The 12,710-nt window shown below is 66.9% G+C and carries 8 protein-coding genes; 4 read left to right on the top strand and 4 right to left on the bottom strand.

Annotated features, from left to right (window positions below; genetic code table 11):
- Nucleotides 1-174 precede the first annotated feature (174 nt).
- Nucleotides 175-2,229, top strand: coding sequence for a glycoside hydrolase family 97 protein (locus AC5QAH_RS07760; RefSeq protein WP_495232368.1), 2,055 nt, complete (start codon nt 175-177; stop codon nt 2,227-2,229).
- A gap of 225 nt (nt 2,230-2,454) precedes the next feature.
- Nucleotides 2,455-5,223 carry a TonB-dependent receptor gene (locus tag AC5QAH_RS07755; RefSeq protein ID WP_495232236.1) on the top strand — a complete coding sequence of 923 codons (2,769 nt, stop codon included), beginning with the start codon at nt 2,455-2,457 and terminating at the stop codon, nt 5,221-5,223.
- 183 nt (nt 5,224-5,406) lie between these two features.
- Here AC5QAH_RS07755 and AC5QAH_RS07750 read toward each other — a convergent pair whose 3' ends face one another.
- The gene (locus AC5QAH_RS07750) at nt 5,407-7,020 is read right to left on the bottom strand and encodes an alpha-glucosidase family protein (protein ID WP_495232235.1); all 1,614 of its coding nucleotides are present in this window, start codon (nt 7,018-7,020) and stop codon (nt 5,407-5,409) included.
- A 215-nt stretch (nt 7,021-7,235) separates the two neighbouring features.
- On the opposite strand from AC5QAH_RS07750, the gene AC5QAH_RS07745 reads away from it, so the two are divergent.
- On the top strand, nt 7,236-8,234 hold the full coding sequence (locus AC5QAH_RS07745) for a polyprenyl synthetase family protein (protein WP_010483521.1): 999 nt from the start codon (nt 7,236-7,238) through the stop codon (nt 8,232-8,234).
- Between the two features lie 114 nt (nt 8,235-8,348).
- Here the strand turns inward: AC5QAH_RS07745 and AC5QAH_RS07740 are convergent, their stop codons facing one another.
- The gene (locus AC5QAH_RS07740; RefSeq protein ID WP_019337088.1) at nt 8,349-9,134 is read right to left on the bottom strand and encodes a dienelactone hydrolase family protein; all 786 of its coding nucleotides are present in this window, start codon (nt 9,132-9,134) and stop codon (nt 8,349-8,351) included.
- Nucleotides 9,135-9,267: 133 nt separating this feature from the next.
- Here AC5QAH_RS07740 and AC5QAH_RS07735 point away from each other — a divergent pair, with 133 nt between their 5' ends.
- Nucleotides 9,268-9,861, top strand: a complete 594-nt coding sequence (locus AC5QAH_RS07735; RefSeq protein ID WP_019337089.1) for an SMI1/KNR4 family protein — start codon at nt 9,268-9,270, stop codon at nt 9,859-9,861.
- A gap of 60 nt (nt 9,862-9,921) precedes the next feature.
- On the opposite strand, the gene murD is transcribed toward AC5QAH_RS07735, so the two are convergent.
- Both murD and murL read right to left on the bottom strand, forming a co-directional pair.
- Complete coding sequence (gene murD, locus AC5QAH_RS07730; RefSeq protein ID WP_495232234.1) at nt 9,922-11,331, bottom strand: UDP-N-acetylmuramoyl-L-alanine--D-glutamate ligase; 1,410 nt, start codon at nt 11,329-11,331, stop codon at nt 9,922-9,924.
- On the bottom strand, nt 11,312-12,664 hold the full coding sequence (gene murL / locus AC5QAH_RS07725) for a UDP-N-acetyl-alpha-D-muramoyl-L-alanyl-L-glutamate epimerase (protein WP_495232233.1): 1,353 nt from the start codon (nt 12,662-12,664) through the stop codon (nt 11,312-11,314). Before murL ends, murD begins: the two co-directional genes overlap by 20 nt.
- Nucleotides 12,665-12,710: the final 46 nt, after the last annotated feature.

Below are 12,710 nucleotides of genomic sequence, written 5' to 3'. Positions count from 1 at the left end.
CACCGTCGTTGCCGGCGGGCGGGCACGGCCCCTCCCTCAAGGTGCCTTGGCCCCATGGTAGACGCGGGGCTGTCGGCTGCGTCCAGCTGCATACGTATTCATGGCGCCACGCGGTAGCGCGCCTGCTGTGCTGGCTTATGGTCCGGGTCTGCCAACGGCGCCTTGGGAGGGGAACTGCCGATGTCACCCACTGCTGTACGCGCGGCAATCGCGCACCTGCTCGGCCTGGCCCTGTTGGCCTGGGCCACGCTGGCACAGGCCGCGCCACAGGTCGCCAGCGTCGAATCACCCGGCAAGGTGCTGAAGGTCAGCCTGGTGCTGGACGGCGGGACCGCCCGCTACCGCGTCGAGCGTTTCGGCGAGCCCGTGGTGGAGGATTCGAAGCTCGGCTTCGCCCTGCGCGATGGCCGCCTGGACCGCGATTTCGCCCTGCTCGGCCAGCAGCGGCGCAGCGTCGACGACAGTTGGGAGCAGCCGTGGGGCGAGCGCCGGCTCACCCGCAACCACTTCAACGAGCTGACCGTGCAGCTGGCCGAAACCACCGGCAGCAAGCGACGGCTGGATGTGGTGTTCCGCGTCTACGACGACGGCCTCGGCTTCCGCTATGTGTTCCCTGAGCAACCGAACCTGCGCGAGGCGATCATCGATGACGAGCTGACCGAGTTCGCCATCGCGCCCGAATCGACCGCCTGGTGGATTCCCGCCGGCGAACCGATCCATTACGAGTACCTGTACCAGCGTACCCCGCTGCGCGAAGTGCCGCAGGTGCATACGCCGATGACCCTGCGCAGCCGCGATGGCCTGCACGTGGCGATCCACGAGGCTGCGCTGGTGGACTACGCCGGCATGTGGCTGCGCCGCACCGAGGGCCAGCGCCTGCGCGCGCAGCTCTCGCCCTCGGCCGAAGGCTGGAAGGTGCGCCGTGCCCTCCCCTTCGCCACACCCTGGCGCACGCTGCAGGTTGCTGACCGCGCGGGTGGCCTGATCGAATCGGACCTGATCCTCAACCTCAACGAACCCAATGCGCTGGGCGACGTGAGCTGGGTGAAGCCCGCCAAGTACCTCGGGGTGTGGTGGTCGATGCACCTGGACAACGAGGGCTGGGCGACCGGGCCGAAGCATGCGGCCACCACCGCCAAGACGAAGAAGGTTATCGACTTCGCCGCCGCGCACGGCTTCCGTGGCGTGCTGGTGGAAGGCTGGAATCCGGGCTGGGACGGCATGTGGGTGGGCAATGGCTACGACTTCGATTTCACCCGTGCCACGCCCGATTTCGACATCGAAGCGCTGTCCGCGTATGGCCTGAAAAAGGGTGTCCACCTGATCGGCCACCATGAAACCGGCTGCGCCATCGAGCACTACGAGGACCAGCTGGGCGCCGCGCTGGACCTGTACGCACGGCTGGGTGTGGACCAGTTCAAGACCGGCTACGTCTGCGACGACGGCCAGGTCGACCGCCGCAATCCGGCCGGTGGCCCGCTGTGGCGTGAGTGGCATGACGGGCAGTTCATGGCCCGCCACCATCTGAAGGTGGTGCAGGAAGCGGCGCGCCGCCATCTGTCGGTGAACCCGCATGAGCCGATCAAGGACACCGGCCTGCGCCGCACCTACCCCAACTGGATCTCGCGCGAAGGCGCACGCGGCATGGAGTACAACGCCTGGGGCCAGCCGCCGAACCCGCCGGAGCATGAGGTCAATCTGGTGTTCACCCGCATGCTGGCCGGGCCGATGGATTACACCCCCGGCATCCTCAGCCTGAAGGGCCGCCACGGCCAGGCCATTCCCAGCACGCTGGCGCGCCAGCTGGCGCTGTACGTGGTGCTGTACAGCCCGATCCAGATGGCCGCCGACCTGCCCGAGCACTACCTGCAGCATCGCGAGGCGTTCCGCTTCATCGAAGACGTGGCGGTGGACTGGGAGCAGAGCCGCGTGCTCGATGGCGAGGTGGGCGACTACGTGACGATCGTGCGCCGCGACCGCAACAGCCGCGACTGGTTCCTCGGCAGCATCACGGATGAACACGGACGCGTGCTGCCGGTATCGCTGGGCTTCCTGGAGCCGGGCGTGCGTTATCGCGCCGAGATCTACCGCGATGGCGAGGACGCGGATTTCCGCAGCAATCCATTCGCGTTCGCACGCGAAACCCGCGAGGTGACCAGCGCCGATGCACTGACGCTGGTACTGGCACCGGGCGGTGGCCAGGCCATTCGCTTCACGCCATCGGATTGATGAACGCCCCCGCGTGACGCTCGCCGGGCATGGCCCGGCGCTACCGTGGCGGAGATCTGAAAGCGATTACATCCCTGCGGACGCCATTGAATACGTATGCAGGGTGATTCCCGCGAAGAATGCGCTGCCTACCATAGCGGCGACGACAGCGGCCACCGCGTCGCACGTCCACGGTCACTCCGGGACGTTCACGAATCGATCTGCAACATTGCCTGGGAGGGGAAAATGTTGAACCACAAGCGCAGCGCGCTGAGCATCGCGCTGGCCGTTGTCCTGGCGCCGACGCTGGCGTCTGCACAGTCCACGCAGAGCACCACCACGCCGGCCGCCACCGCCGCCACCAACCTGGATACGGTGCAGGTCACCGGCATCCGCCGCGGCATCGAAAACGCGATCGCGATCAAGCAGGACGCCACCTCGGTGGTCGAGGCGATTTCCGCCGAAGACATCGGCAAGCTGCCCGACGTCAGCATCGCCGAATCCATCTCGCGCCTTCCCGGCCTGGCCGCCCAGCGCGTTGCCGGCCGTGCGCAGGTGATCAGCGTGCGCGGCCTGTCACCCGACTTCGCCACCACCCTGCTCAATGGGCGTGAAGTGGTCAGCACCGGCGACAACCGCGGTGTCGAGTTCGACCAGTACCCGTCCGAGCTGGTCAACGGCGTGACCGTCTACAAGACCCCGGACGCGGCCCTGGTCGGCCAGGGCCTGTCGGGCACCATCGACATGCAGACCGCACGCCCGCTCAGCTTCGGCGAGCGCGTGATCGCGGTCAGCGGCCGCTACCAGAAGAGCTCCCTGGGCCGCGCCGCCAACATCGATCCGTACGGCAATCGTTTCAGTGCCAGCTACATCGACCAGTTCTTCGACAACACCCTGGGCATCGCCATCGGTTACGCGCACAGCGACATGCCGATCCAGGAGAACCAGGTCGGCCTCTACGAGCCCTGGACCACCGAGCACACCGACAAGGGCGAGCGTCGCGGAATCGCGCCAGGCACCTACTTCACCGATGGCATCAAGGCACTGCGCCGTACCGGCAACAACAAGCGCGACGGCGTGATGGCGACGATCCAGTTCCGTCCGAGCAACAGCTGGACCAGCACCTTCGACGCGTTCCACACCGAAGCCGAGCAGATCGACACCGCCAACCAGTTCGAGCTGAGCCTTAGTGGCAATGGCGAGGACAGCAACAATCCCAACGCGATCCTGCCGGTGTTCAGCAATGTCGGCCGCAATGCCGATGGCAGCTTCACCGGTGGCACGATCAGCAATGCGTATCCGCTGGTCCGCGGCATGTACAACAAGCGCAAGGACAAGATCGACGCGTTCGGCTGGAACAACGAGTTCAACGTCGGTGGCGTGAAGCTGGTCGCCGACCTGAACTACTCGAAGGCGACCCGCCGCGAGATCAACCTGGAAAACAACCTGCAGCTGGTGCCGCGCCCGCAGTTCGACACGATCGGCCTGGTGGTGAACAACAACAGCTTCTCGCAGATCACGCCGGGGCGCGACTATTCCAGTCCGGGCAGCCTGTTCCTGACCAATACGATCTATGGTTCCGGCTACGGCAAGGTGCCGGAGGTCGAAGACCGCTTGAAGGGCGCCAAGCTGGCGGCGACGCTGCCGGTTCCCGAGGCCATGTCCAGCTGGTTCTCGGATGTGGACGTGGGCGTGAACTATGCCGACCGCCGCAAGCAGAAGGCCCAGGCCGAAGGCAACATCCTGCTCGGTGCTCAGGGTGAATCCACCATCGCCCCGGACCTGCAGTACCGCCCGGTCAACCTCGGCTTCGCCGGCATCGGCTACATCCCGTCGTGGAACGTGCCGGCAGCGGTGGGTCGCTACATGACCTTCAACCCGGTCGACAATCTGGACTACCTGATTCCCAAGTCGTGGACGGTCGAGGAGAAGATCACCACCGCGTGGGCACGCCTGAACATCAACACCGACATCGGCGTGGTCGGCGTACGCGGCAATATCGGCGTGCAGATGCAGCACACCGACCAGAGCTCGGATTCGCGCTACTGGGACAGCTCGCAGCCGGTGGGCAGCAACATCCAGCCCTTCTCTGCCGGCAAGACCTACAAGGATTGGCTGCCGAGCTTGAACCTGGTGTTCATGTTCCCGCACCAGCAGACGCTGCGCTTCGCCGCCGCCAAGCAGGTCGCGCGCCCGCGCGTGGACCAGATGCGTGCCGGCCTGGAGTTCGGTGTGGATACCAACAACGGCCGCCCCGGTGGCAGCGGCGGCAATCCGCTGCTGGATCCGTGGCGCGCGACCGCGCTGGACCTGTCCTACGAGAAGTACTTCGGCGAGAAGGCCTACGTGGCTGCGGCGATCTTCTACAAGGATCTGAAGAGCTACGTCTACACGCAGTCGGTGGACAACTATGACTTCAGCGGCCTGCTGGGCAATTACGTGCCGCCGCCGGGCATGACCGCACCGGTGCTGACCACCGGTACCTTCTCCACGCCGCAGAACGGCAAGGGCGGCACGTTGAAGGGGCTGGAGCTGACCGGGTCGTTCCCGCTGGAGATGCTGACCGACAGCCTGCGCGGCTTCGGCGTGCAGGCCAGCGCGACCTTCAACAAGAGCGACATCACCATCCTGGATCCGGAAAGCGCCTCCAGCGTGGGCAGTGACCCGATCAGCCTTCCCGGCCTGTCCAAGCGTGTCTACAACTTCACCGCCTACTACGAGCGCAGTGGCTTTGAAGCACGCGTGAGCCAGCGCCGCCGCTCGGACTTCATTGGTGAGATCGGCAACTTCAACGGCAACCGCACGCTGCGTTACGTGGTAGGCGAGAACGTGACCGATGCACAGGTCAGCTACACCTTCAGCGACAGCAGCAGCCTGCGCGGGCTGACCCTGCTGCTGCAGGGCAGCAACCTGACCAACGAGCCGTACCGCACCTACGCCGGCAGCAAGGATCGCCCGCTGGAGTACATCGAGTGGGGCCGCACCTACATGCTGGGCGTGAACTACAAGTTCTGATCACGACCGGGTAGTGCCGGTCGCTGGCCGGCAACCCATGGGGAGCAGGACCGGAAACCCGCTGCGCAGGCAGCGGGTTTTCTTCTGCGCGGATGCTGGCCGTTGGTCGGCCAGGCCCACCCACAAAAAAGGGACGGGGCGCTTCGGCCCCGTCCCCGCAAGTACCGCCACCGGAGAAAACGGTCAGCTGCGTCGGGCGCAATACACCGCGCGCGGCGGCAGCTGGAGTTCATTGCCCTGCACCGTGCCCGCATCCGGGCCCGGTACCTCCACCTGCTGCCAGTTGCCCGGCGGCAGCGGATGGCTCACCGCCTCGGCCGACAGGTTGAAGGCCAGCAGGAGGGTTTCATCTGCAAGCATACGCTCGAACAGCAGCACTGGCTCGGCGCTTTCGATGAACCGGATGCTGCCATGCAGGAGCGCCGGCTGGCTATGCCGCCAGGCCAGGAACCCCCGGAATGCGGCCAGGACCGAGCCCGGGTCGCGCTCCTGCACCGCCACGGCCGCGGCGCGGTGCTCGGCCGGGATCGGCAGCCACGGCTGGCCCGTGGTGAAACCGGCCAGCGGCGCATCAGTCCACGGCAACGGGGTGCGGCAGCCGTCGCGGCCCTTGAAGTTCGGCCAGAAGGTGATGCCATAGGGGTCCTGCAGCGCCTCGAACGGCACCTCGGCCTCGGCCAGGCCCAGCTCCTCGCCCTGGTACAGGCAGACCGAGCCGCGCAGCGAGCACAGCATCGCCACCAGCATCCGCGCCAGGCGCGGGTCAGCCGGGTGGCCGCCCCAGCGGCTGACCGCCCGCTCCACGTCGTGATTCGAAACCGCCCAGCACGGCCAGCCTTCGGTCATCGCCGCTTCCAGCCGCGAGACCGTGTCGCGGATATAGGCCGCGCTGTAGTCGTCCACCAGCAGCTCGAAGCTGTAGCCCATGTGCAGGCGGCCGTCCCGGGTGTACTCGGCGGTGGTGGCCAGCGAGTCCTCCGAGGAGATCTCGCCCAGGCTCACCGCGCCCGGGTACTCGTCCAGCAGCGCGCGCAGGCGCTCCAGGAAGGGCAGGTTCTCCGGCTGGGTGTTGTTGTAGTAGTGGTACTGGTACGCGTACGGGTTGTCCGGGCTGAAGCCGCGGCCCACGCGCTTGTCGGCGGGCTTTGGCGGGTTGTCGCGCAGCTGCGCGTCGTGGAAGCAGAAATTGATGGCGTCCAGGCGGAAGCCGTCCACGCCGCGGTCCAGCCAGAAGCGCACGTTGTCCAGGGTGGCCTGCTGCACGTCCGGGTGGTGGAAGTTCAGGTCCGGCTGGTCGACCAGGAAGTTGTGCAGGTAGTACTGCTCACGGCGCGGCTCCCACTGCCAGGCGCCGCCGCCGAACAGCGACAGCCAGTTGTTGGGCGGGGTGCCGTCCTCGCGCGGATCGGCCCACACGTACCAGTCGGCCTTCGGATTGCTGCGGTCCTGGCGGCTCTCGCGGAACCAGGCGTGCTCGATCGAGGTATGGCTCAGCACCTGGTCGATCATCACCTTCAGGCCCAGGCCGTGGGCCTTGGCCAGCAGCCGGTCGAAGTCGTCCAGGCTGCCGAACAGCGGGTCGACGTCGCGGTAGTCGGCGATGTCGTAGCCGAAGTCGGCCATGGGGGACTTGAAGAACGGCGAAATCCAGATCGCATCCACGCCCAGCGCGGCGATGTGGTCCAGCCGCTCGATGATGCCCGGCAGGTCACCCACCCCGTCGCCGTTGGCATCGAGGTAGCTGCGCGGGTAGATCTGGTAGATGACGGCTCCGCGCCACCATGGATAGTGCGACATCGACAGCCCCCCTCCGGGCATGCAGGGCCCACCGGAAGCGGGCCGAAATCCTGTTCCGGCAAGCTTAGCGGTGGCCTCCGGGGCATGGCGCAGCCTGCATACGTATTCACGCTGGCCGCTGGCGTGACCACGCCGCAGCGGCGTGCCAGTCCGGTTTGCGCCCGGAGTTCACGGGCAACGCCTATAATCAACGGCGAGCCTGAAAGCCTGATCGCATGACCATCACCGAAGACACCCGTCCCGCCCTGGGCCTGCCCCAGATCCAGTCGCTTGCTGCGGCCGACATGGCCGCCGTCGACGCCCTGATCCGGCGCCGGCTGTCCTCGGACGTCGTGCTGATCAACCAGATCGCCGATCACATCATTTCCGCCGGCGGCAAGCGCCTGCGCCCGATGCTGGTCATGCTGGCCGGCCATGCGGTCGGCCAGGCCGGCCCGGATCACCACCAGCTGGCGGCAATCATCGAGTTCATCCACACCTCCACCCTGCTGCACGACGACGTGGTGGACGAATCCAGCCTGCGCCGTGGCCGCAGCACCGCCAACGCGCTCTGGGGCAATGCACCGAGCGTGCTGGTCGGCGACTTCCTGTACTCGCGCAGCTTCCAGCTGATGGTCGAACTGGAGCGCATGTCGGTGATGCAGATCCTGGCCGATGCCACCAACCGCATCGCCGAGGGTGAGGTGTTGCAGCTGCTGCACGTGCACAACCCCGATACCGACGAAGCCGCGTACCTCCGCGTGATCGAGCGCAAGACCGCGGTGCTGTTCGCCGCCGGCACCCGCCTGGGCGCGCTGGCCAGTGGCGTGGACGAAGCCAAGCAACAGGCCCTGTTCGACTACGGCATGCACCTGGGCTACGCGTTCCAGATCGCCGACGACGTGCTGGACTACTCGGCCAACGCCGACGAGCTGGGCAAGAACCTGGGCGATGATCTGGCCGAAGGCAAGGCGACGCTGCCGCTGATCCACGCGATGGCCCATTCCGACGACGCCACCCGTGAGCGCCTGCGCACCATCGTGCAGGACGGCGATGCCTCGGCGATGCCGGAAGTGCTGGCCGCGATCCGCGCCACCGGCGGCCTGGAGTACAGCCGCGCGCGTGCGGAGGAATACGCCGAAGCCGCCGAGCGCGCGCTCGATGGCCTGGGCGACAACGACGCGGTCGCCGCCCTGCGCGGCCTGGCCCGCTACGCGGTGCAGCGCTCGCATTGATCGGTTGAGGTGTGCCGACCAACGGTCGGCACCTACCGGGGCTGTGGGTGGATGCCGACCATTGGTCGGCACTGGAACGTCGGTGGGTGCCAACCTTGGTCGGCACGCCTTTGTTTACCGGAACCGCTCCTCGAAGAACTCATCCAGCGCCTTCCACGCGCGCTTGGCCGCCCGTTCGTTGTACTGGCAGCCCGGCGGACTGTTGGCATCGCGCTCGGCAAAGCAGTGCACCGCACCACTGTAGTTGGTGAACTCCCAATCGACCTTGGCCGCGTTCATTTCCTTCTGGAAACCGGCGATGTCCTCGGCGGTCACGCTCTTGTCGTCGGCGCCATTGAGCACCAGCACCGACGGATGGCTGCCACCGGCCTGCGCCGGCAACGGCGAGCCCAATCCACCGTGCAGGCTCACCACACCGGCCAGCGGCGCACCGGCCCGGGCCAGCTCCAGCACCGTGGTGCCGCCAAAACAGAAGCCCACCGCGCCGATCCGGCTGGCATCCAGCGGCACCTTGCCGGCCTGCGCCTTGAGCACGTTCACCGCCTCCAGCGCGCGGGCACGCAGCAACGGCCGGTCGTTGCGCAGCTTGGTCGCCACCGGCCCGGCCTCGGCATCGGTCTTCGGCCGCACACCCTTGCCGTAGACATCGGCCACCAGCACCACGTAGTCGTCACCGGCCAGCTGCTTGGCCTTCTCGATGGCCGATTCGTTCACGCCCTTCCAGTTCGGCACCATCACCAGGCCAGGGCGCTTGTCATGCTCGCCGTCGTCATAGACCAGCACGCCACTGAAGGTCGTGCCCTGGTGTTTCCATTCCACCGGCTGCGTCTTCATCGCCGCCCACGCCGGCATCGCCGCCAGCCCCAGGATCATCGCCACACCGCATCGCCAACGATTCATGCGCCTGCTCCGCAAGAAAAAGGGGACGGAGGGGATTAAGCCGTAATCGCCCCTCCCGCGTCGCATTCTGCATTGGCGGCGTGACGCAGGTGTGGTTGGATACGACTTAATCCCCTCCGTCCCCTTTTTTCGCATGAATCTTGTTGATCGCTTTCTGTCTGGCCTGATCCCGCGTTTGCCTGCCGAGGATGCCCCGCAGTGGGCACATGTCCAGGGCGCCAGCGCCGAAGACCTGCAGCGCCTGCGTGTGCAGTGGCCGCAGGTGCCGGGCAGCCTGGTGGAGCTGCTGTCGCGCGTGGATGGCACCCACTACCGGGAGTACCCCGCGGGCAAGGTCTGCGTGCTGATGCTCGGCTCGGATGTCGAGGACGGCGGCTATCCGTACTACCTGCGATCGGTCGCGCAGATCTTCGAGGACCAGCAGCGGTGGGACGACAGCATCCGTTCCATCTACGAAGAGTGGCTGGATGACGAACCGGAGATTCTCGGCGAGGGCATCGATGCGGATCTGCCGATGAGCCGCCGGCTGTGTTTCTCGCACTGCATGAACAACGGTGGCACCTCGATGCTGTATCTGGATTTCGATCCGGCACCGGGCGGCACCGTCGGCCAGGTGGTGCGCTACCTGCACGATCCGGACAGCTACGCGGTGATCGCACCGAGCTTCGATGCGTACCTGCAGCAGCTGATCGATGGCGATTACGCGTTCATCGACGAAGACCAGTAGATCCACGCCATGTGTGGATGAATTCCCCGCTGGGTTGCCGGCCAGCGGCCGGCACTACCCTCAGGCGATGCCCAACCCCGGAATCGCGCTGATGCTGTCCGGGTCGAATCCGGCCAGTTCGGCGAAATGGCGACCACGCGCCACGTAATCGCGGTAGGCACCAAAACTGGGCGCGCCCGGCGACAGCAGCACCACCCCGCCCTGCGCACCCAGCGCCGCGCGTGCAAGCGCCATCGCCTCGGGCAGGTCGCCGGCGGCGTGCAGGCCGAAGCGGCCGGCATCGGCCAGCGGCTGCAGCATCGCGTGGATGCGCGGGCCGTTGCTGCCCATGGTCACGATCTCCACCGGCGGCACGTCGTGCGCCATGTGCTGCATGAAATCGGTCCAGTCCAGGCCGCGGTCATGCCCGCCCACCAGCAGCGCGATGCGCTGCCCGGCGAAGCATTCCAGCGCGGCCAGGCTGGCATGCGGCGTGGTGCTGATCGAATCGTTGACGTAGGTCAGGCCATGGGCCACGCCAATCCGCTGCAGGCGGTTCGGCAGCGGACGGAAATCCTGCACCGCCGGTGCCAGCGCCACCGCATCCAGGCCCAGCGCTTCCAGCGCGGCCAGCACCGCGCACAGGTTGCCGCGGTTGTGACGGCCCGGCAGCGGCGTGTTGCGGGTATCGAACACCGCCTGTTCGCCGCGATGCACGATGTCGCCCCGCATGTGCCAGCCCTGCGGCTGGTTGAACCAGACCACCTCACTCTCGGGCAGCGACAGTGCCGCCAGGTGCGGATCTGCGGCATTGAGCACGACGATGCGCGGTGCGGCTTCAGTCACCAGCCGCAGCTTGTCCTCGATGTAACGCTGTTCGCTGCCATGCCAGTCCAGGTGTTCGGGGAACAGGTTCAGTACCACCGCCACCTGCGGATGAGCGCCACTGCGCGCCACTTCACCGGTCTGGTAACTGGACAGTTCCACCGCCCAATACTCGGGTGCCGGCTGCGGATCCAGCACTTCCAGCAGCGGCAGGCCGATGTTGCCGACCAGGCCGGTACGATGACCGGCGGCACGCAGCAGGTGCGCGACCAAGGCGGTGGTGGTGCTCTTGCCCTTGGTACCGGTCACGCACACGGTGTCGTGCACGATGCCGTCGTCGGCCGCGTGTTCGGCAAACCACAGCGCGGTGCCGCCGATGAAGGTGGTGCCCTGCTCTGCCGCCGCCAGCGCGATCGGCTGGTAAGGGCTGATGCCGGGCGACTTGATCACCACATCGAACGCGGCCAGCGCTTCGGCCGAGGGTTCGCCACGCACGTCCAGCGCGCCCTGCGTTTCCGCACGCGCGGCTTCGGCTTCAGCGGCCGGGCAGAACAGGCTCAGGCCAAGCGTTGGCAGGCGCTCACGCAGCACCGCAAACGCGGCGCGGCCCTCACGGCCCCAGCCCCACAGCGCAACGCGCTTTCCCTCAAGCTTCGAAATCTTCACGCACCCGTTCCCACAGCGCAGCCGGAACGCGGTGCTCGCCCTGCAGCTGCAGCAGCGGCGTCAGTTCCAGTTCGGCGGCATCCAGCTGCGGCTGGATCTCGTTGCAGAAGCGCTTCACCAGCACGTCTTCCTTCCACTCCGGGCGCTGCGCCAGCGTCGCCATCGCCGCACGCGATTCGCGGCCTTCACCCACGCACTCGAACGGCTTGTGGTCCTGGAATTCCAGCAGCGCATCGAAGCCACCGGCCTGCTCGGCATCGTCCAGCAGGTTGCGGCCGAAGATGCGCACCAGGCGCGTCTTGGGCATGAACGGGGCCAGCGCCAGGAACACGAAATGGCACTTCGGGCAGACGCCACACCAGCGGTTCACCGGGCGCTCGCCGAGGATGTGGAAATTGCGGTTGCAGCTGGAGAAGTGCGCGTCGTAGAAATCAGTCTTGGCGAACTGGCGGGCCACCGCCAGCTCGGACATCGGTCGCAGCAGCGAGTAGTACTGCAGATCCGCCGCCACGTACTTCCGCACATGGCTGCCGAACGCCTGCTCGCAGGCCCAGCCCTTGGACCACTGGTGGTTCACTTCGCCGGTGCCCGGAATCTGGCTGCCGTAGCTGGCCGAACGCTCGTTGGAGAACACGACCTGGTCCACGCCGTGCAGCAGGGCGGCCAGCACCATGATTGCCGAGTTCACCACCGTCACCGGGATATGGCCGTTCCAGGCGCCCTGGCGGTTGAGCTCAAACAGTTCCGGTGCCAGCGTGCGGCCCAGGTTCAATGTCGGCAGGCCGGTGCGCTCGGCGCACGCACGGATCAGCTGCGAGCCACCGATCCAGGTCACCGTCTCGTCCACGCCGGCACGGCGCAGCGCTTCGATGCTGACCAGCGAATCCTTGCCGCCGCCGATGGCCACCAGCGCGTGCGGCCGCAGGCCCAGCGCCGGCGCCTGCACGGCCTCGCCCTGCACCGGCAACCGGAAGCGGTCGCGCAGGTTCAGGCCGTTGCGGTAGGCGAATTCGCCCAGGCCATTGAGGTAAATGGTCTCCACCAGTGCGGCGGTATCGGCATCGATGCTGTAACTGTCGATGCTGACCGTATCCGGTACGCCGGCCTTGTAGTAGCTGACGCCGGCGATCAGGTGCAGCAGCTGCAGCGCACGCTGCACGGCGGCGGCGCGCGCCTCGTCCAGCACGAACGGGGCGCCGGGCACGGTGATGGTTTCCACCATCTCCGGGCCGTCGTCGAAGGCGTAGACCAGCCGGGCCACGCCGGTATCCGCTGCGAAGTCGCAGCGGACGAAGCGGAAGCGGGAAACCTGGTGTTTGTCGAAAGCAGTCATGGTGTATCCGGTCAGGCACGGGCCCGCGCGAAGGCGCGGGGCGTGT

The sequence above is a fragment of the Stenotrophomonas sp. YJH_SMC_43 genome (genome assembly GCF_059372535.1).
This window is presented reverse-complemented; position numbering and strand designations above follow the sequence as displayed.